The 20,551-nt window shown below is 64.7% G+C and carries 15 protein-coding genes and 1 pseudogene; 12 read left to right on the top strand and 4 right to left on the bottom strand.

The features are described from left to right. Positions 1 to 101: 101 nt before the first annotated feature. Together H0S73_RS05995 and H0S73_RS05990 are read left to right on the top strand one after the other, a co-directional pair. The gene (locus H0S73_RS05995) at positions 102 to 1,967 is read left to right on the top strand and encodes a PAS domain S-box protein (protein ID WP_181051300.1); all 1,866 of its coding nucleotides are present in this window, start codon (positions 102 to 104) and stop codon (positions 1,965 to 1,967) included. A gap of 206 nt (positions 1,968 to 2,173) precedes the next feature. Then, positions 2,174 to 3,934 carry a histidine kinase famiy protein gene (locus H0S73_RS05990; RefSeq protein WP_181051299.1) on the top strand — a complete coding sequence of 587 codons (1,761 nt, stop codon included), beginning with the start codon at positions 2,174 to 2,176 and terminating at the stop codon, positions 3,932 to 3,934. 123 nt (positions 3,935 to 4,057) lie between these two features. Here the strand turns inward: H0S73_RS05990 and H0S73_RS05985 are convergent, their stop codons facing one another. Both H0S73_RS05985 and H0S73_RS05980 read right to left on the bottom strand, forming a co-directional pair. After that, positions 4,058 to 4,672 (bottom strand): hypothetical protein, encoded by a 615-nt coding sequence (locus tag H0S73_RS05985; protein ID WP_181051298.1) that lies wholly within the window; start codon positions 4,670 to 4,672, stop codon positions 4,058 to 4,060. 389 nt (positions 4,673 to 5,061) lie between these two features. Next, entirely contained in the window at positions 5,062 to 5,817 is a 756-nt protein-coding gene (locus tag H0S73_RS05980) for a Crp/Fnr family transcriptional regulator (protein ID WP_343058248.1), read from the bottom strand. A gap of 299 nt (positions 5,818 to 6,116) precedes the next feature. On the opposite strand from H0S73_RS05980, the gene H0S73_RS05975 reads away from it, so the two are divergent. After that, the gene (locus H0S73_RS05975) at positions 6,117 to 7,634 is read left to right on the top strand and encodes an ATPase domain-containing protein (protein WP_181051297.1); all 1,518 of its coding nucleotides are present in this window, start codon (positions 6,117 to 6,119) and stop codon (positions 7,632 to 7,634) included. After that, positions 7,618 to 8,661 (top strand): sensor histidine kinase, encoded by a 1,044-nt coding sequence (locus H0S73_RS05970; protein WP_181051296.1) that lies wholly within the window; start codon positions 7,618 to 7,620, stop codon positions 8,659 to 8,661. Before H0S73_RS05975 ends, H0S73_RS05970 begins: the two co-directional genes overlap by 17 nt. Positions 8,662 to 9,019: 358 nt before the next feature. Here H0S73_RS05970 and istB (H0S73_RS05965) read toward each other — a convergent pair whose 3' ends face one another. Continuing rightward, a complete protein-coding gene (gene istB / locus H0S73_RS05965; RefSeq protein WP_181051295.1) occupies positions 9,020 to 9,829 on the bottom strand; it encodes an IS21-like element helper ATPase IstB in 810 nt (269 codons plus the stop codon). Next, positions 9,826 to 10,254: pseudogene (locus H0S73_RS05960) on the bottom strand (IS21 family transposase); the annotation flags it as partial. The pseudogene H0S73_RS05960 and the gene istB (H0S73_RS05965), both read right to left, overlap by 4 nt. Positions 10,255 to 10,476: 222 nt before the next feature. Between H0S73_RS05960 and istA (H0S73_RS05955) the strand changes: the two are divergent. The 8 genes from istA (H0S73_RS05955) to H0S73_RS05920 all read left to right on the top strand — a co-directional run bounded on the left by istA (H0S73_RS05955) (position 10,477) and on the right by H0S73_RS05920 (position 20,484). Beyond that, positions 10,477 to 11,640 (top strand): IS21 family transposase, encoded by a 1,164-nt coding sequence (istA, locus tag H0S73_RS05955; RefSeq protein ID WP_246388749.1) that lies wholly within the window; start codon positions 10,477 to 10,479, stop codon positions 11,638 to 11,640. Positions 11,641 to 11,811: 171 nt separating this feature from the next. Next, on the top strand, positions 11,812 to 12,990 hold the full coding sequence (locus H0S73_RS05950; protein ID WP_246388748.1) for an ATP-binding protein: 1,179 nt from the start codon (positions 11,812 to 11,814) through the stop codon (positions 12,988 to 12,990). A gap of 207 nt (positions 12,991 to 13,197) precedes the next feature. Next, a complete protein-coding gene (locus H0S73_RS05945) occupies positions 13,198 to 14,112 on the top strand; it encodes a CHASE domain-containing protein (RefSeq protein ID WP_181051293.1) in 915 nt (304 codons plus the stop codon). A 180-nt stretch (positions 14,113 to 14,292) separates the two neighbouring features. Beyond that, complete coding sequence (gene istA / locus H0S73_RS05940) at positions 14,293 to 15,831, top strand: IS21 family transposase (protein WP_425487143.1); 1,539 nt, start codon at positions 14,293 to 14,295, stop codon at positions 15,829 to 15,831. Positions 15,832 to 15,844: 13 nt separating this feature from the next. Beyond that, the gene (gene istB / locus H0S73_RS05935; protein WP_161726995.1) at positions 15,845 to 16,570 is read left to right on the top strand and encodes an IS21-like element helper ATPase IstB; all 726 of its coding nucleotides are present in this window, start codon (positions 15,845 to 15,847) and stop codon (positions 16,568 to 16,570) included. Between the two features lie 209 nt (positions 16,571 to 16,779). Next, the gene (locus tag H0S73_RS05930; protein ID WP_181051292.1) at positions 16,780 to 17,877 is read left to right on the top strand and encodes a sensor histidine kinase; all 1,098 of its coding nucleotides are present in this window, start codon (positions 16,780 to 16,782) and stop codon (positions 17,875 to 17,877) included. A 121-nt stretch (positions 17,878 to 17,998) separates the two neighbouring features. After that, entirely contained in the window at positions 17,999 to 18,823 is an 825-nt protein-coding gene (locus H0S73_RS05925; protein ID WP_181051291.1) for an alpha/beta fold hydrolase, read from the top strand. A gap of 2 nt (positions 18,824 to 18,825) precedes the next feature. After that, positions 18,826 to 20,484 (top strand): ATP-binding protein, encoded by a 1,659-nt coding sequence (locus H0S73_RS05920; protein WP_202049909.1) that lies wholly within the window; start codon positions 18,826 to 18,828, stop codon positions 20,482 to 20,484. Positions 20,485 to 20,551: the final 67 nt, after the last annotated feature.

Raw genomic sequence — 20,551 nt, 5'->3', positions numbered from 1 at the left:
GGGAGGTTGCGCCGGTCCGGCGGGTCGGGGACGGTCGGCGGATGCCTCCTTCCTTGCAATCCTGACGATGGACTGTGTATTGCAGGACATGGTGCCACCCCTTGAACGAAACCCCCACGAAAACCTTGGCTGCCATGGACGCAAGAGCAAGAGAATGGCCCTCCGGCAACGACGAAATGGCTGGGCGCATCCGCACCCATGACTGGGAGGCCACGCCGCTCGGGGCGCTGGAAACGTGGCCGCAGAGCCTGAGGAGCGCCGTAGACCTGATCCTTCCCAACGGCTTTCCCATGATCATCCTCTGGGGACCGCAGCTCATCCAGGTCTACAACGAGGGCTATGCCCGCATCATGGGTCTCAAGCATCCGGCCGGACTGGGCCAGCCCACCCGCGAGTGCTGGCCCGAGGTGTGGCACATCAACGAGCCGATCTACGAGCGCGTCCGGGCCGGCGAGACCGTCACGTTCGACGATGCCCTTTATCCGCTGGCCCGCAACGGTGTTCTCGAGGACGTCTGGCTCACCTTGTCCTACAGCCCGCTGCGGGACGAGGACGGCGTCATCGCCGGCGTGCTCGTCACTCTCTTCGAGACCACGGCCCGGCACGTGGCCCAGCGCCAGCGCGATGAGGCAGCAGGAGCGCTGCAAGCAAGCGAGGAGCGGCTGCGGCGGGTGCTCGAGACCGACGCGGTGGGCATCCTGCTGTTCAACCACGAGGGCACGCTCATCGACGCCAACGAGGTCTTCCTGAGGAAGACCGGCTGGTCGCGCGAGGACATCGGCAGCGGCACTCTCGACTGGCGCCGGATGACCCCGCCCGAGTGGGTTGCCGCCAGCGAGGCCCAGATGGCCGCGCTGCGGCGGACGGGTCATCTCGGCCCGTACGAGAAGGAGGACCTGCGCAAGGATGGCACCCGCTCCTGGATGCTGTTCGCCGGCCGGGACCTGGGCGACGGGACCATCGTCGAGTTCGCCATCGACACCAGCGCCCGCAAGAACGCCGAAGAGGCCGAGCAGCGGCTTGCCGCGATCATCGAGTCGTCCGACGACGCCATCATCAGCAAGAACCTCGACGGCATCATCACAAGCTGGAATGGTGGGGCGGAACGGCTGTTCGGCTACCGCGCCGATGAGGTGATTGGTAAGCCCATCCTGATCCTCATCCCGGAGGACCGCCAGAACGAGGAGCCCAAGATCCTCGAACGGATCCGCCGCGGGGAGCGCGTCAATCATTACGAGACCGTCCGCCGCCGCAAGGACGGCACTCCGGTCGAAATCTCGCTGACGGTGTCTCCGGTCAAGGACAGCCACGGCCGGATCATCGGCGCCTCGAAGATCGCCCGCGACATCACCGAGCGAAAGCGCCTGGAGGAGCAACTTCTGCTGGTCAACCGCGAGCTCCATCACCGGGTCAAGAACACCTTGGCGACGGTCCAGGCGGTGGTGGCCTCGACGGGGCGGCGCGCCCATACCACTGCTGAGTTCCAGCAGGCCGTGACCGAGCGCATTACCTCGCTGGCGAAAACCCACACGCTGCTGATCGAGAAGGAGCAGGACGGGGCCTCGATCCAGGACATCCTGGCCTCCGAACTGGCGCCGTACGACGACGGCACGGGCCGCAGGGTAAGGCTCGCTGGTCCCGATGTTCCGCTGCCGTCCGAGATCGCGGTGGCATTCGGCATGGCGGTGCATGAGCTGACCACCAACGCTGCCAAGTACGGCGCGTTCTCCCTGCCCAGTGGCCGCATCGAGGTGGCCTGGAACCTCGAGGCGCGAGCTGATGGGCGCAAGCTGACGTTGAACTGGCAGGAGCAGGGTGGGCCGGCCGTCGAGGTGCCGACCCGACAGGGCTTTGGCTCGGTGCTGTTGCAGCGGGCGCTCGGATGGCAATTGGGCGGCGAGGTCGAGACGACGTTTGCGCCAGACGGCCTTCGGGTCCGGATCAGCGCAGCGCTCCCGCCGCGTTAGTCGAAGCGGGGGGCGGGATCCCTCCGGCGAAACCATCGTCGGATGCGCCCGTTGGGAACCCCGCATCCCGCCGCCGTGGTCGCCTCGTCCGAGATGCCCCACGTCGGAATTGACACCTTGGCGGCCTGCGATAGCTACCGCCCTTCGTACGCCGCATCACTGACGGCTCACCCGGTATCGCTGCCTTGCGGCGCAATAGGCTTTCCATGAAACGTAACGAAGACCCGAGGCATGAAGCCAGTCATCCGCCTCTCGATGTGCAGGGCGACGGGCAGAGCGCTGGTGTGCCAGCAGCGGGCGAGCACGAGCACGTCTCCTACAACCCCACGGGCGGTCCGGGCATCCACCACTGGCAGGAGGCGACGATCTCCAGGCCGGGTCTCGATGAACGGGGCAGCGTGTTCTTTGCCGCTATCGAGATGACCCGGATGCCGATGATCCTCACGGATCCCAATCTGCCGGACAACCCGATCGTCTTCGCCAACCGCGCCTTCCAGGACCTCACCGGCTACACCGAGGAGGAGGTGCTTGGACGCAACTGCCGCTTCCTCCAGGGAGCCAATACAGATCGCGAGTCTGTGGCCGAGCTTCGCGAAGCAGTCCACGAGCAGCGGGCCGTCTCGGTCGAGCTTCTGAACTACAAGCGCGACGGAACCCCGTTCTGGAATGCATGCTTCATCGCACCCGTGTTCGACAAGGAGGACAGGCTTCTCTACTTCTTCGCTTCCCAACTCGACGTCACCCGGCGGCGGACCTCGGAGCAGGCCTTCCGCCAGGCGCAGAAGATGGAGAGCATCGGCCAGCTCACGGCCGGGCTGGCGCACGACTTCAACAACCTGCTCCAAGTGGTCTCGGGCAACCTGGAGCTGGCGCTCTCGCGCACGGACGACGAGGCCATGCGGCGGCCGCTCGAGAACGCCAGCCGGGCGGCCGAGCGCGGTGCCAAGCTGACCAAGCAGCTCCTGGCCTTTGCCCGCAAGACCCGGCTTGAGTCCAAGCCGACGAACCTGAATACCCTGATCGCCGAGTTCGGCGAGATGCTGGAGAACTCAGTCGGTCCCCAGATCGAAGTTCAGCTCAACCTGCGGCCGCGGGTGCCCTCGGCTTTGGTCGATCCGGTGCACTTGGAAATGGCAGTGCTCAACGTGCTCATCAACGCCCGCGACGCGATGCCTAAGGGAGGCACCGTCACGATCAGCACCTCCAAGGTGCACCTTAATGGGAATGCGGCGGCTCACCACCTGCCGCCAGGCGACTATGTGGCGCTCTCCATCAGTGACGAGGGCGAGGGGATGCCGCCGCACGTGCTGGAGCGGGCGACCGAGCCGTTCTTCACCACCAAGAGCCAGGGCAAGGGCACCGGACTTGGGCTGGCCATGGTGCATGGCTTCGTCCAGCAGTCGCTGGGCCGGCTGGAGATCGACAGCGAACAGGGCAAGGGTACGACCATCCGTATGCTCTTTCCGGCGGCTGTTTCCCAGCGGGCAGAGGCACCTCGTCAGCCGAGCCGGGATCCGGCGCACACTGAACCACGAGGAAAATCCGAGACGATCCTCGTGGTCGAGGACAGCAGTGACGTCCTCGCCCTCGCGCGCGAGCACCTGACCGCGCTTGGCTATACGGTGCTCACCGCCCGGGACGCCGATGAGGCCCTTATTGTGTTCGACAGGGCTGAAGGCAAGATAGACCTGCTGTTCACCGATCTGGTCATGCCTGGCAGCATGAACGGGCTGGCGCTGGCGGATGTCGTTCGGGAGCGGGAGCCTTGTATCGGCATCCTCCTGACGACCGGCTACAACGACGACCTGCTGACGAAGGGAAAGGCCTCGGCCGGAGCCGACGTCATCGGAAAGCCGTACCGGCGATTGGAGTTGGCGGATCGGGTGCGCGCTGCCCTCGACAACAGGGGCCGGGAGCGACAGGTCCCGGCCTCCATCCAAGCGCCAGGACCGCGCCATGAAGGGTGATCACCCATCCATGACGGCAGTGCCGTCCCACAATCGCTGATCAAGCCGTTGAACTCACTCGCAGCCTGACATCCTCGGCGAAGCCAGTGGCGATCCGCTCCTGTCCGACATGCCCCGCGGCAATCAGCGGGACCGTGACACCTTTCGGGTCTTGGGAGGATTGACGCTTCCGGTCGTCGCGACATCATCGTTGACGGCAAGCTTACCGCCGGACCTGACCGCATCCGTGCTCCACGCAATGTTTTCTGCCGGGAGCAGATGCTTGACCAGCTTTCGTGTCTCGCGCGAGAGGAGCTTGCCGGCCTGCGCCACGGGCTTGAAGTCGGTAAGCTTGTGTGGCCCGCCAGTGCGTCCTGCAAAGACCCGCAACCCATCGGGAAACATCACCATGTCGCCCCGGCGCAACGTGCTGTCGGCCAGAAGCGCCGGAACGGGGTTGTCGATCTCGCCCATGGGTTTCGGCTCGATCGGCTTCCTGACCTCCGGCTGCTCGACGGCCACGGGCTTCGGCCGAGGCCGGGCCTTGCGCCGGGGCCTCTCGACTTCCGGATCGGGTTGATACCCGAATGATGGGGGTGGTGGGGCCGGGGCTGCCGGCTGGGAAAAGGCCCTGAACAGCCCGAAGATACCCTGCGCCTGGGCAGGAACGGCGCCGATCGCGAACGGGAGAATCAGGGCCGCGGCCAGCACGCTGCATGATCTCGCTGATAACACGAACTGGCTTCGGGGCTTTGACATTCCCGCCTCCCTTGATGAGGAGCAACGTAGCCTAGCTCTCCAGGTTCCTGCTCCATCTGGGGTAGAGGAGACAAATCCGTTGCCGGACTTGATCTCATGACAGGCCGAGCAGGAAAGGCAGTGGCGCAACGGCTGACATCCTCGGATTAGGGGAATCGTCCTGATGCCAAGATGCTCGAAGGCGGCTATGGTTTGCATGCCTTGGAGATGCGGCAAATCCCTTGGTGTTCGGGACCGGGCGGAGAGGGGTCGGAGTGTGGCGTCGCCGACCTCTCCTCCTGGAGTGCTCAAACGCGATTGGGCCGGATGTCCTACAGAAGGCCACGCCTCGCTTTTTGGTCGACGACGGCCTTATGAGGAGCGTGCAGCTTTTCGGTGCAACGCCGTTGTCAGTCTTTCATCCTGGATCCAGGGCGCTTGCCGCCCGCCTCCGCCTTCTGAGCCGAACTCGCTTCGACCGTTGGATACACGCCCGCAAGCACCTGGTCGAAATGCCGGCGTAGCGCGGTGTTGCAGCCGCATGACAGGGTATCCAGAGCGTCCAGATCGCGGACCCGAACCCCACCCCTGCGGGTCTCCAGCAGGTGTCGGCGCTTCAGGGACTGGATGACCCGGCTGACATAGCTTCTGCCAACACCCATCATGCTGGCCAACTGCTCCTGCGTCAGCGGGATGTCGTGATCGCCCGTCCGATCGATGGCAGCCAGCAGCCACTTCACCGTTCGCTGCTCGATCGTATGGACCGCGTTGCATGCCACTGACTGAAACACCTGCGCCAGCATGCAGTCCGCGTAGCGCGCGAAGAGATGGCGCAGGCTCGTGGATCGGGTCTCGAACTCCTCCAGGTCGGCTGTGGACAGGCGCAGGAAGGGACCCGGGAACTGGATCTCGGAGCGGGCAAAAGCTGGCAGACGCCCTTGGCTCACGATCCCGCCAACTGCCCCCTCACGTCCGATCAGGGCCGTCTCAACGGTCAGTCCATCCTCAAGCTCAACCACGAAGGACACCAGGCTTGGGCCGCAAGGGAAGTAGACGAATCTGACCTCGTCCCCTGGTTGGTACAGCCTGGCTCCAGCCTCGCCCTCCCATTCCTGAAGCGACGGCGCCACGATGGCGAGGTCTTCCGGTTTGAGAGCGCTCAGCAAGTTGTTGCTGGCAATCCTCTCCCTCAGCCGTGACGGGATCATTGGAAGATGCATTAGGCGTCATTTCTCCACCACTTCGGTACGTCCAACGTCCTAAGGCAACTTACGTTCAATTGTGAACATAACGTTGACCAAGTGTGCACATGTGGACAGACAGATCACAAGTTCCTGTCTACAAGGACACGCAAGTGCGCTTCAAACGACGATCTACCGGCCTGTGCGACGGACTCGGACCTGATGCGCAGCATCGCGGTTCGACCGCCGGCCCAATCGAAATCGCTTACCTGTTGAGACTGTCCATGACGCTTTCGTCGCCTTCCGATGCCGCTCCAATTCCGACGGGGGTTCCAGGCCTTGATGACATCCTGGCGGGTGGCTATGCCGCCAACCGCGCCCACCTGATCGAGGGACGGCCCGGCTCCGGCAAGACAACGCTGGGTATGCAATTCCTCATGGCCGGTGCCAGGCTGGGGGAGACCTGCCTCTACATCACCCTATCCGAGAGCAAGCGCGAGCTGCTGTCCGTCGCCTCCCGCCATGGCTGGTCGCTTGAAGGCATCGAGATCTTCGAGCTTGTCCCGCCGGAGCTGAGCCTCGATCCCAAGCAGCAGCAGAGCCTGGTCTACTCCTCCGATCTGGAGCTCGGCGAGACCGTGCAGATGGCCCTCGCGGAGATCGAACGGGTGAAGCCCAAGCGAGTTGTGTTCGACTCGCTGTCCGAGATCCGGCTTCTGTCGCAAGGCTCCCTGCGCTACCGGCGGCAGGTTCTGGCTCTCAAGAGCTACTTCCTGCTCAACGATGCGACTGTCCTCATGCTCGACGACCTCACGTCCGAGCAGGACGACCTCAACCTGCACTCCATCAGCCATGCGGTGATCCGCCTCGACCAGATCGTACCGGCATACGGCTCGGAACGGCGCCGGATCACGGTGACGAAGATGCGCGGCACGGCCTTCCGGGGCGGCTACCACGATCTCATCATCGAGCGTGGCGGGTTGCGGATCTTTCCGCGCCTCACGGCTGCCGATCATCACAGAGAGTTTGCCTTTGATGCGATCCCCAGCGGCATCGGTGAACTCGACACCATCCTTGGCGGCGGCCTGAGCCGCGGCACGAGCACCCTTGTGGTTGGCCCGTCGGGGGCGGGCAAGTCCACGTTGGCGTTGGGCTATCTCTGGGCCGCCCTGGAGCGCGGGGAGCCTGCCCTGATGATCAGCTTCGACGAGACCATCGGTATTCTGCTGCAACGAGCCAAAGGGGTCGGCTTCGACCTGGCGCCTCACGTCGAAGCCGGGCGGCTTCGCGTCGAACAGATCGACCCAGCCAACGTCTCGCCCGGCGAGTTCGCCGGCCGCGTGCGGGAAGCCGTCGAGAAAGGCGGTGCGAAGGTCGTCGTCATCGACAGCCTGACCGGGTACCTGAACGCCATGCCGGAGCAGCCGTTCATCGTGCTCCAGATGCACGAACTCCTGACCTACCTGAACCAGCAGGGCGTGGTCACGATCCTGATCCTGGCTCAGCACGGAATGGTCGGCCAGATGGTCTCCCCCATTGATCTGACCTACCTCAGCGACGCGGTTGTGCTGCTGCGTTTCTTCGAGGCGAACGGCCGCATCCGGCGGGCGCTGTCGGTGGTGAAGCGGCGCACGGGCTCGCACGAGGACACGATCCGGGAGTTCCGGATCGACAGCCAGGGTTTGCGCGTTGGTCCGCCGCTGGAGCAGTTCAGGGGCGTGTTGACAGGCGTACCAACGTTCGAGGGCCAGCGCGCCTCGCTTCTCGAGGAGCGTGAGACCGACAATGACGCAGGCCGATGAGGTGTCCGTACTGATCCTCGCCCCCCACGGGCGGGATGGCACGGTGGCAGCGGCTATTCTTGGCGAGGTTGGGATCAAAGCCACGATATGTCTCAGCCTTGAGGCCCTTGTCACAGGGTTGGATGGGTCGGCCTGCGCGGTGATCACAGAGGAGGCGCTTCTCAGCGCCGACCGGCGGGAGCTTGCCGAGTGGATCAAGGTGCAGCCGCCCTGGTCCGACCTTCCCTTCATTCTGCTGACCCACCGTGGTGGCGAGCCTGTCGAGCACCTGACCGAACTACTCGGCAATGTCACAGTATTGGAGCGACCGTTCCACCCCTCCGTTCTCGTGAACGGCGTACGCTCCGCTCTTCGCGCAAGGCTGCGGCAACGGGAGGTGGCGGCGCACCTCCAGGAACGACAACAGACGCATGAGCGCCAGGCCCTGCTCATCCGCGAGCTGCATCACCGGGTGAAGAATACCCTTGCGACGGTCCAGGGGCTCCTCGGGGCCACCGCCCGCTCGACGCATTCCGTTGACGAGTTTTACCGCTCGTTTGCGGATCGGATCGTCTCGCTGGCCAACACCCATAACCTCCTGACCGAGGACTATTGGCAGACGGCGCCGTTAATCGAGATGCTCAGGAACGAGCTGGCCCATTACGACGACGGCGGGGCGCGGCGGATCACCCTTGACGGGCCGCCCGTGGAGCTGTCGGCTGATCTGGCCGTGCCAGTCGGGATGGCCGTGCATGAGCTGACCACGAATGCGGCCAAGCACGGGGCTCTCTCGGTTCCGGGCGGGCAGATCACTGTGGCTTGGACGATGCACGACGGGGCCGCAGGGCGCAGCCTTGCCATCGAATGGATAGAGCGGGGCGGTCCGCCGGTGGAACAGCCACGGCGCAAGGGCTTTGGATCAACCCTGCTGCATCGGGTACTGACCCATCAATGCCATGCAACGATCAGCATCGCCTATGATCCTGAGGGCCTATCCTGCCACATGGAAATCCCCCTCATCGAGGACCGCCTAGTGCCAGAGTATTGATTACACAGGCGACTTGGATGACCGATGGCATTTCTGACGTTGGAGCTTGGTCGTGCGTTGCTCAGGGTTTCCAAACCAGCTCGACCGAGGTTGTGTGGAAACGCGATTTCGAGCGACGTGCGATGGCCGCTGGTTGGGCGTGGTCGGCGGCGGCAAGAGGGTTCAGGCTGCCAGCGCCCTTAGCAGAGGCCCGACACCCAGGATGTTGATGATCCGCTTCAGGTTATAGGTATAGCGCGACAATCTGGATGGAGAGCGCGACGATCAGGATCGGGTGATTGGCTGTCGCGGCAGGACGATGATTGTCGCGCCGCGACAGAGATGCAAGCGCTTTCTTGATTGTCGTTGCGAGCGTCAATCAGGATGAGGTTTTGATTGTCGCGCGGGTCGGCGGACGGCCTGGACCGCGTTTACGCTCAATGGCGGCTCTGCGGCGATAGCTCTCGACATTCATCTCGAAGATGGTGGCGTGGTGCACCAAACGATCCACCGCGGCGAGCGTCATCGCTTGGTCCGGAAAGATCTTCCCCCATTCGCCGAAGGGCTGATTGGCCGTGATCAAGAGCGAGCGACGCTCGTACCGGGCGCCGATGAGTTCAAAGATGACGCTGGTCTCTGCCTGATCCTTGCTGACATAGGCAAGGTCATCGAGGATCAGCAGGTGGTACTTGTCGAGTTTGGCAATCGCCGCCTCCAACTGCAGATCCCGCCGCGCGCTCTGCAGCTTCTGCACCAGATCGGTCGTGCGGGTGAACAGCACCCGCCAGCCGTTCTCCACCAGGGCCAGGCCCAGAGCGGCCGCCAGGTGCGACTTGCCGCCGCCGGGTGGGCCGAACATCAGCAAATTGGCCCCTTTCTCCAGCCAGCTGTCGCCGGCCGCCAGCGCCATCACCTGCGCCTTGCTGACCATTGGCACCGCCTCGAAGTCAAAGCTGTCGAGGGTCTTGCCGGGTGGCAGCCGCGCCTCGTCGAGATGGCGCTGGATGCGCCGGCTGGCACGCTCGGCCATCTCGTGCTCGGCCAGGGCCGCCAGGAAGCGGGCCGCCGGCCAGCCCTCCTTGTCGGCACGGGCGGCGAAGTCCGGCCAGATCGTCTTGATGGCGGGCAGCCGCAGATCACTCAAAGCCAGGGTCAGGCGACCGACATCGATGGCATCGGGGCTCGTCATGCGACCTCTCCCTGATGCACGCGGGCAAGCTCCTCGTAGGCACTGAGCGGCACATGAGAGACCACAATATCAGGCACGGCACCGGCATCCGGACTGAAGAGCACGCGCAAGCTCTTGAGATCCGGCAGCCGCCCGGACGCGAGATCCTCGTCGAGGCGCGCGGCGAGTTCGGCCTCGCAGGCGCGCTCGTGCGCTAAGGCGAGCAGATCGACCATGGTACGGCAGGCGGTTCGGGCCGGCAGTTTCCTGATCATCGCCTCGAAGGCCCGGGCATAGGCTTGCCGGGGGAAGAGCTGGTCACGGTAAACCAGCCCCATCAGGGCCATGGGCTTGCGCCGCAGCGAGTGGATCACGTGCCGGTAATCGACCACATGACCGTGCTTGCCGTTGGGATGAGCCCGCCCGCGCGGCAGCGTCATCTGGTGCAGATTCCGATTTCATCCGGCCAGAGATTCCGAGATGAAGTCGGCCACGATTCCGATCAATCTCCGGCCGCCGTTCCGAGATCAATCCGGCCACCATTCCGATCATTGTCCGGCCAGGGGCTGAGACAGCGTCAAGAGGTATTCCCAGGGTCCGCCGATCAGGCATGAAGGCTCCATTGTTGCAAACAAGGAGCGGCCATGCCGGCAAAGAGAAGGCTGACCATGAGAGCCATACGTCATATCCTGCGCCTGCACGCCAGCGGCGCGAGCGACCGGTCGATCGGACGATCCGTCGGAGCCGCCCGTTCTACCGTGCAAGACACCCTCAAACGGGCCAAGGCCGCCGGGCTGACCTGGCCCTTGCCCGCCGATCTCACCGACACCCTCCTCGAGCAGCGTCTGTTCGCCAGGAGCGGCGTCAAGACAGGCTTGCGCCGGCGACCCGAACCGGACTGGGCTGCTCTTGCCAGGGAGATGAAGCGCCCGGGCGTCACGATGACCATCCTGCATGAGGAGTACAGGGCAGCCTACCCCGATGGCTACGGCTACTCGCGCTTCTGCGACCTGATGCGCGAGTTCGAGCGCCGCCTGTCGCCGACCATGCGCCAGAACCACGTGGCCGGCGACAAGGTGTTTGTTGATTACTCGGGCAAGAAGCTGCCCATCGTCGATCCTGCCACCGGCGAGGTGCGCCATGCCGAGATCTTCGTAGCGGTGCTCGGCGCCTCCAACTTCACCTACGCCGAGGCGACCTGGACGCAGCAATTGCCGGACTGGATCGAGGCCCATGTGCGGATGTTCCGCTTCTTTGGCGGCGTGCCAAAGCTCATCGTGCCGGACAACCTCAAGAGCGGCGTGCACAAGGCGTCCTTCTACGATCCCGAGCTCAATCGCAGCTATGGCAAGCTCGCGGCCCATTACGACGTCGGCGTCCTGCCCACCCGCAGCCGCAAGCCTCGGGACAAGAGCAAGGTGGAGGTGGGCGTGCGCTTTGCCCAGTTCTACATTCTCGGCCGTCTGCGCAACCGCACCTTCTTCTCGCTCGCCGAGGCCAATGCCGCCATCGCACAAGCGGTGGAGCGCATGAACGCCTCGCTTATGCGCCGTCTTGGAACCAGCCGGCGTGAGCTCTTCGAGAGCATCGAGAGACCCACCCTCGCGGCCCTGCCGGCGGAAGACTACGAGTTCGCGCAATGGCAGTTCGCCCGCGTCGGGCTGGACTATCACATCGAGGTGGAAGGCTTCTTCTACTCCGTGCCTTTCGGCCTCATCGGCGAGCAGGTTGTGAATCGGCACCGAAGAACTAACCCCTCTCGAGCGGAGCGCAACGCCTGGGTTCAGCGACGCAAAATGGGAATTTGGTGGGGTCACAATTGGCGCCGATGATGACCCCGCTGACGCGACAAATTCTCCATCAATGTCATGTACGTAACGGCAGTCGGCTCAAGGGGACATATTCGATGCTGAATCACAGACAGGCTCCTCTACTTCTTCGCCTCCCAGCTCGACGTGACGCGGCGGCGCACCTCGGAGCAGGCCTTCCGCCAGGCGCAGAAGATGGAAAGCATAGGTCAGCTCACGGCCGGACTGGCGCACGACTTCAACAATCTTCTCCAGGTGGTCTCGGGCAACCTGGAGCTGGCGCTCTCGCGCACAGACGACGAGTCCCTGCGCCGTCCGCTGGAGAACGCCAGCCGGGCCGCCGAGCGCGGTGCCAGGCTGACCAAGCAGCTCCTGGCCTTTGCCCGCAAGACGCGCCTCGAGGCCAAGCCCACAAACCTGAACAACCTGATTATTGAGTTCGGCGAGATGCTGGAGAACTCGGTCGGTCCGCAGATCGAGGTCCAGCTCAACCTGCGCCCCCGGGTGCCCTCGGCTCTGGTTGATCCGGTGCACCTGGAGATGGCGGTGCTCAACGTGCTGATCAATGCCCGCGATGCGATGCCGAAGGGTGGAATCGTCACCATCGGCACCTCCAAGGTGCATCTGAACGGGGATGCAGCCGCCCATCACCTGCCGCCGGGCGACTATGTGGCGCTGACGATCAGCGATGAGGGCGAGGGCATGCCGCCGCACGTGCTGGAGCGGGCGACTGAGCCGTTCTTCACCACCAAGGGCCAGGGCAAGGGAACCGGACTCGGCCTGGCGATGGTGCACGGCTTCGTGCAGCAGTCCCTCGGGCGGCTGGAGATCGACAGTGAGCAGGGCAAGGGAACGACGCTGCGAATGCTCTTTCCAGCCGCCGACGCACAGGCTGCGGTGCCCCGTCAGCCGAGCCGGAATCCGGCGCAAACTGAACCGCGAGGCAAGTCCGAGACGATCCTCGTAGTCGAGGACAGCAGCGATGTCCTCGCCCTCGCGTGCGAGCACCTGACCTCTCTCGGGTACACCGTACTCACTGCCCGCGATGCCGACGAGGCCCTCGTCGTGTTCGACAAGGCCAAAGTCGGGATCGACCTGCTGTTCACCGATCTGGTGATGCCGGGCAGCATGAACGGGCTGGCGCTGGCCGATGTCGTGCGGGAGCGGGCGCCGGGCACCGGGATCCTCCTGACGACCGGCTACAACGACGATCTTCTGACGAAGGGAAAGGCCTCGGCCGGAGCCGACGTTATCGGAAAGCCGTACCGGCGATCGGAGTTGGCGGATCGGGTGCGCGCTGCCCTCGACAACAGGGGCCGCGAGCGACAGGCCCCAGCCTCAGTTCAGGGGCGGGGACCGCGGCACGAAGGATGATCTCCGATCCATGACGGCAGTGCCGTTTCACAAACGTGCGTCCTCTGAACCGAGGCGCCGCCCTGTTCACGGCCGGCACCGCCACCTATATTGACGGCTCTCCTAATCCTTGTGCTCTTGCCGGACACCGGAGCGGATCATTCCTCCTCCTGTGCCGCCTGCGATCACCTCGGACCGCTAATGCTCCAACAGCCACGCCGCTGGCGTATGTTCATTCCTCTTGCGACCCTGCTGGGTGGGCTGACGGCGTCGGTGCTCGTGGCGGTGAGCCTATTGGACGTCGTCGACGCACGTGACCGCCTCAGCTTCGAGCGCCGGGTGGACCAGGCCCAGGACGCGATCCGGGACCGTCTCGACACGTACGTCACCCTGCTGCGGGCCGGTGTCGGCCTGTTCAACGCCAACCATCTCGACATCGACAGGGAGGCATTTCGGGCCTTCGCGGCCGGACTGCGCTTGAACAAGGATTACCCGGGCATTCAGGGCATTGGGTACACCGCCCGCGTGCAGCCCGATGAACGCGAGGCCTTCGTCACGGTTCAGCGACAGCAGGGCCGTCCGTCGTTCAGGACCTGGCCCGATCATCCTGGTCCGGAGTTCCACTCCATCATCTATCTTGAGCCGCAGGATCGGCGCAACGAGGCCGCCATCGGCTTTGACATGTTCTCGGAGCCGATCCGCAGGGCAGCCATGGAGCAGGCTCGGGACACGGGGCAGCCGGCGGCAAGCGGCAGGGTCGAGCTGGTCCAGGAGATCGATGAGGCCAAGCAGGCCGGGTTCCTGATCTATGTGCCGGTGTACCGCGGTGGCGCCACGCCCAAGACGACTTCGGAGCGGCAGGACGGGCTGGCCGGGTTCGTCTACAGCCCCTTCCGAGCGGATGATCTTTTCACCGCCATCTTCCTGGGCATGCGCAACCCGGGACTGGAATTGCGGGTCTATGACGGCCCGCCTTCCCCCCAGAACCTCCTGCACCGATCCGGCCTTCAGCCTGACGGTTCAGGCGAAAGGGCGGCCCGTCACACCGACACTCGCACGCTCGACGTCGCCGGTCGCCAGTGGACGATTGCCTATCTCAGCAGCCCGCAACTGGAACAGAGTGCGCGTTCCAGACGATCGTGATCACGGATTCCAGATGATCGTGATCATCCGTTCCAGGGCATCGTGATCATGGTTTCCAGAGGGCCGTGATCACTCGTTCCAGCGATCGTGATCAGTCTCCGAGACCGGGAAGAGGTGCTGTCCGCGGGCAGTCCGCAACCTACGGTAATCTTGGCTTTTGCTTTCCAGCCGAGGACCAAGATGCCCACCGAGAGACTGTCGATGCGCCACATCCGTGAAGTCTTACGCCTGCACCACGCTGTCGGGCTTTCCCAGCGCGCCACCGCAACCAGCCTGGGCCTGGCCCAGGGCACCGTCAGCAAATACATCAATCGTGCCCGGCGCGCCGGCCTGACCTGGCCCCTGCCGCCCGAGCTTGATGATGATGTCCTGCTGGAGAGCCGGCTCTATCCACCGCCCTCCGATCTGCCCACCGAGCAACGCAGCCAGCCCGATTGGACGCTGGTCCATCGCGAACTGCGCCGGCCGGGCGTGACTCTGATGCTCCTGTGGGAGGAATACTGCGACAGCACGCCCGAGGCCTTCAGCTATTCCTGGTTCTGCGAGCACTACAAGGACTGGGCGGGCCGGCTCAAGCCCACGCTGCGCCAGGTCCATGTTGCCGGCGAGAGGCTCTTCGTCGACTATTCCGGCCACACCATGGAGGTGATCGACGGGCTCACCGGCGAGGTCCGCCCGGTCCAGATCTTCGTCGCCGTGCTCGGGGCCTCGAACTACACCTATGCCGAGGCCACCTTCACCCAGAGTCTGCCGGATTGGATTGGATCGCATGTGCGCACCTTCGCCTTCCTGGGCGGCGCCACCCGCCAGACGGTCAGCGACAATCTCAAGGCCGGGATCACCAAGGCCTGCTTCCACGAGCCGATGGTTAACCGCACCTATGCCGACGCGGCGCGTCACTACGGCACCGCCATCGTGCCGGCCCGGCCCTACAAGCCGCGCGACAAGGCGAAGGTCGAGGTGGGCGTTCAGGTGGTCGGGCGCTGGATCCTGGCCCGCCTGCGCAACCGCCGTTTCTTCTCGCTGTCGGCGCTCAACGCGGCCATCCAGGATCTGCTGCATGACTTGAATGACCGGCCCCTGCGTGGCTGGGGCCGCAGCCGGCGCGAGCTGTTCGAGGCGCTCGACCGCCCGGCGCTCCTGCCGCTGCCGGCCGAACCGTACGAGTATGCCGAGTGGAAGCGCTGCCGGGTCGGTCTCGATTACCACATCGAGATCGCCAAGCATTACTACAGCGTGCCGCACAGCCTGGTGCGTCAGGAGGTCGAGGCGCGGATCACGGCCGCAACCGTCGAAGTCTTCTGGCGCGGCAAGCGCGTGGCCTCGCATATGCGGTCCCATCGTCCGCATCGGCCAACCACGGTGTCCGAGCACATGCCGAGTTCGCATCGGCGCTACCGCGACTGGACGCATGAGCGCATCCGCCGCGAGGCGGGCAAGGTCGGACCAGACGCCGCCACCTTGATCGACGTCATCCTGCGCTCCCGGCCGCATCCTGAGCAGGGCTTCCGCTCGGCAATCGGCATTCTCGGACTGGTCAAGCGCTATGGGGCGGAGGGGGTCGATGCCGCCTGCGCGCAGGCTCTGGCGATCAACACCCGGTCCTACACCTCGGTTGCCGCCATTCTGAAGAGCGGCATGCCCAAGGCCTCCCAGCCGGCGCAGGACGCGCCGGTGCTCGTCCATGCCAACATCCGTGGCCCCGGCTACTACCACTGAACAGGAGATCCTCATGCTGCTTCACCCCACTGTCGAACGCCTGCGGGCTCTTGGCTTGAGCGCCATGGCCGACACGCTGATCGAGTTGCAGACCAACCCCGATGCCGCGGCGATGCCCCATGCCGACTGGCTTGGTCTTCTGGTCGATCGGGAAGTGACGTTCCGCGACAACCGTCGTCTGGCGCGCCGCCTCAGCGCGGCCAAACTGCGCCAGAGCGCCACCATAGAGAATGTTGACTACCGCAGCTCGCGCGGTCTCGACCGGGCCTTGTTCCAGTCGCTGGCCACCAGCCAGTGGGTGCGCGATCACAATCACCTGGCGATTGTCGGCCCGACCGGGACGGGGAAGAGCTGGCTGGCCTGTGCGCTCGGCCACAAGGCCTGTCGCGACGGCTTCTCGGTTCTGTATCGCCGGGCGCCGCGCCTGTTTGCCGATCTGGTCCAGGCTCGCGGCGAAGGCCGTCTGGCGCGTCTGATGAGTGCCCTGGAGCGCACGGATTTGATCATCATCGACGACTGGGGCCCGGAGCCGCTCACCGCCGAGCAGCGCCGGGATCTTCTGGAGATCGTTGACGACCGCTACGACAAGGGCTCGCTGCTGATCACCAGCCAGGTTCCCGTATCACACTGGCACGATGTGATTGCCGATCCCACTCTCGGCGATGCGATCCTGGATCGCGTCATTCACAATGCACATCGGATTGAACTCAAGGGCGACAGCCTGCGGCGGCGGGCTTGACCTGAAGGCTGTTTCCAGACCACCTTACAACTGCCAGCGGTACTGGCCGCTTCATCCCCGCTCAGCGAACCACCAAGTGAACGCTGACGGTGATCACGATCACCAGAACGAGTGATCATGATCGTGTGGAACCACCGATCACCATCCCTGGAATACGCAAACAGAGGTCACCCCGGTCGCTCATCTCCCTTTTCTTCGGCGGAGGCCTAATGGCCACGGTCCTGGTCTCCGGCGTGCTCTGGGCCCAGATCACGGCGCGCTCGGCTGCTGACGAGAAGAGCCGAGAAGCTCAGCGTGAACTGGAGGAGCGGCACCGGGCGGAGGAGGGGCTGCGGGAGAGCGAGGAAAGACTGCGCCTGGCCCTGGAGGCCGGCAAGCTCGGCACCTGGGAGTTGGACATCGCCTCCAAGCGCCGCCTGCTGTCGCCCCGGTCAGCGGAGATCTTCGGAGTTCCGGCCGACGAACTCCTCGAGCGCGAGGCATGGCAGGCCGTGATCCATCCCGATGACCGGGCGCGGCTCAATACCGCCTTTGATGCCGCCTTGCAGGGCAAGGAGCCTTACCGGACCGAATTCCGAGTTCGGGCAAAGGACGACAGGGAGCGCTGGGTCAGCTCGCAGGCGATCGTGCATCGTGACAGATCCGGCACTCCGCAACGGGTGGTCGGCATTCATCAGGACATTACGGATCGCAAGCGTTGGGAGGAGCATCAGGTGCTCCTGATCAACGAGCTGAACCACCGGGTGAAGAACACGCTCGCCACCGTGCAGTCGATTGCTTCCCAGACGCTGCGCAATGCGAGCACGATGGACGAGGCCCGTTTCGCCATGGAGTCGCGCCTCTTCGCCTTGTCCCGGGCTCATGACGTGCTCACCCGTGAGAACTGGGAGAGCGCGAACCTGCGGGACATCGTCCGTGAGGCGATGGCGCCCTACCGCCACGAGCGGGAGAACCGGGTGAATGTGCAGGGGCCGCCTGTGAGGCTTGCCCCGCGCATGGCGCTGGCCACTGCCATGGCATTGCAGGAACTGGCAACCAATGCGGTCAAGTACGGAGCCCTCTCCAACCCCACCGGGACATTAGGCATCCGGTGGCAGGTTATCGGGACGGACACTCCACGCCTGCATCTGGTGTGGTCGGAGGAGGGCGGGCCGCCGGTTCAGGCACCCCGTCGCCGTGGCTTCGGTACGCGTCTGATCGAGCGCAGCCTGGCGAGCGACCTGAACGGCCAGGCCGACATCAGCTTCACTCCGGAAGGGGTCATCTGTACGGTCGATGCTCCGCTTGTGACGTCACCGGATATTTGACAAGCTCCAGCGGTGTTGAAACAAGGATAGGGAGACCTACATCGGCCTCCTGAACTGCACAGCTTGCATTCATCGCCTGAAGCAAGCGCCCTCATCAGTCCTTGGATTGCACGGAGCGCCCATGTCTGCCGTTCTCGCACGCCATAACGTCAAGGTTTTCGGCCGCGGCGAGCAGCCCATGCTGTTTGCCCATGGCTACGGTTGCGACCAGAACATGTGGCGTTTCATCACTCCCGCCTTCGAGGACCGTTACAGGATCGTCCTCTTCGACCATGTCGGCCATGGCCAGTCGGACGCGGCCGCCTTCGATCAGTCCCGATATGGCTCCCTCCAGGGCTACGCCGACGACGTGCTGGCGATCTGCCGCGAGTTGGGCTTGGAGGACGTGATCTTCGTCGGCCATTCCGTCAGCGCCATGATCGGGGTTCTCGCCGCTATCCAGGAGCCGGAGCGGTTCGAGCGTCTGGTCCTGATCGGCCCCTCGCCGCGCTACATCGACGACGACGACTATGTCGGCGGGTTCAAGCGAGAGGACATCGAGGGCCTGCTCGACTTCCTCGACAGCAACCATCTCGGCTGGTCGAGCACCATGGCACCCGTCATCATGGGCAATCCGGATCGGCCCGAGCTTGGCGAAGAGCTCACCAATAGCTTCTGCCGCACCAACCCGGAGATCGCCAAGCACTTCGCCCGCGTGACCTTCCTGTCGGACAACCGGGCTGACCTGCCGAAGGTCAGGACCAAGGCGCTCATCCTTCAGTGCTCCCAGGACGTAATCGCTCCCGAGGCCGTCGGGCGCTACATCCAGCAGAACCTTCCGGACAGCGAATTCATCTTGATGCAGGCGACCGGGCACTGCCCGAACCTGAGTGCGCCCGAGGAGACGATTGAGGCTATGGAAGCCTTCCTGCGCGCCCCAGCCCCCGAACAGGTGGCTGCTTCGTGACCATGGATCCGGGCTCGCTGATCGAGACGGCCGAGGAACTTTATGAGAGCGCCCCCTGCGGCTATCTCTCGACCCTGCCCGACGGCACGATCATTCGGGCCAACCAGACCTTCCTCACCTGGATCAGAATGGACCGGCAGGACCTCGTCGGTCACAAGTGCTTCCAAGACCTCCTGAGCATCGGCGGCAGGATCTTCTACGATACGCACTTCGGCCCGCTGCTGCGGATGCAGGGATACGTGAACGAGATCGCCTTCGATCTCGCCTGCGCGGACGGCCGGCACCTGCCCGTCCTGGCAAACACGGTCCAGAAGCTGGACGCGGCCGGGCGCCCGATGGTGCATCGCATCACCCTGTTCAATGCCACCGACAGGCGAACCTACGAGCGGGAATTGCTGCTCGCCCGCCGTAAGGCCGAGGAAGCGACCGAGCAGGTCAAGCGGTTGAACGAGACCCTCGAACAGCGGGTCGTCGAGGAGGTGGCCGAGCGCCTGAAGGCCGAGGAGGCGCTGCGGCAGGCGCAGAAGATGGAAGCCGTGGGCCAGCTCACCGGCGGCATCGCCCACGACTTCAACAACCTGCTGACGATCATCGTCGGCAACATCGAGTTGATCCAGCGTCGTCTGCCCGAGGGGAATGAGCGGCTCGAGAGAGCGGCCGATCACGCCATGGAAGCGACACGACGGGCCGCAACCCTCACGCAGCGGCTCCTTGCCTTCTCGCGGCGCCAGCCGCTCGATCCCAAGCCCATCGACGCCAACAAGCTGGTGGCCGGCATGTCCGAGCTGCTGCGGCGGACCTTGGGCGAGACGGTCATGCTGGAGACGGTTCTCGCCGGCGGCCTCTGGCGGTCGCAGGCGGATCCGAACCAGCTGGAGAACGCCATCCTCAATCTGGCGGTGAACGCGCGCGACGCCATGCCGGATGGCGGCAAGCTCACCATCGAGACGGCCAACGCCCGCCTGGACGAGGCGTATGTGGAGGCCTTGGCCGAACCCGTGCCGCCGGGGCAGTACGTACAGGTGTCGGTCTCCGATACCGGGACCGGCATGGACGAGGCCACGATGGAGAGGGTGTTCGAGCCGTTCTTCACCACCAAGGAAGTGGGCAAGGGCACGGGCCTGGGTTTGAGCCAGGTCTATGGCTTCGTGCGCCAGTCCAATGGCTACGTCAGGATCTACAGCGAGCTGGGCGAGGGCACGACGATTAAGATCTACCTGCCGCGCCTGATCGGCTCCGACGAGGAGCCGGCCGAGGTGCCCGCGAAGCGCCCGGCGATGACGAAGGGCTCCGGCGAGACCATCCTGGTGGTCGAGGACGAACCCGCCCTGCGGGCCTATGCGGTCGAGGCGCTGCGCGACCTTGGCTACCGCGTGCTCGAGGCGGCCAATGGGCGGGAGGCCCTGGCAGCCGCCGAGCGGCATCCCGAGATCGCATTGCTGTTCACCGACGTGGTTCTGGCCGGCGGGATGAACGGACGGGCGCTGGCCGACGAGGTCAAACGGCGCAAGCCGGATCTCCCGGTGCTCTACACGACCGGCTACACGGCCAATGCCATTGTCCACCACGGCCGGCTCGATCCGGGGATGCACCTGATCGGCAAGCCCTTCACCTATGCCGACTTGGCCGCCAAGGTGCGTCGGATGCTCGACGGAGGGTGATCCGCAGCGCTACCGGAGGAGTGCATGGCGGCCCGACGGCAGCCTGGCGGTCCCTTTCCGGCAGTGA

Origin of the sequence: Microvirga mediterraneensis, from assembly GCF_013520865.1 — a bacterium.
GTDB classification, from domain to species: domain Bacteria; phylum Pseudomonadota; class Alphaproteobacteria; order Rhizobiales; family Beijerinckiaceae; genus Microvirga; species Microvirga mediterraneensis.
Note: the sequence above shows the minus strand (reverse complement) of the source record. Positions and strands in the feature narration are given on the sequence as shown.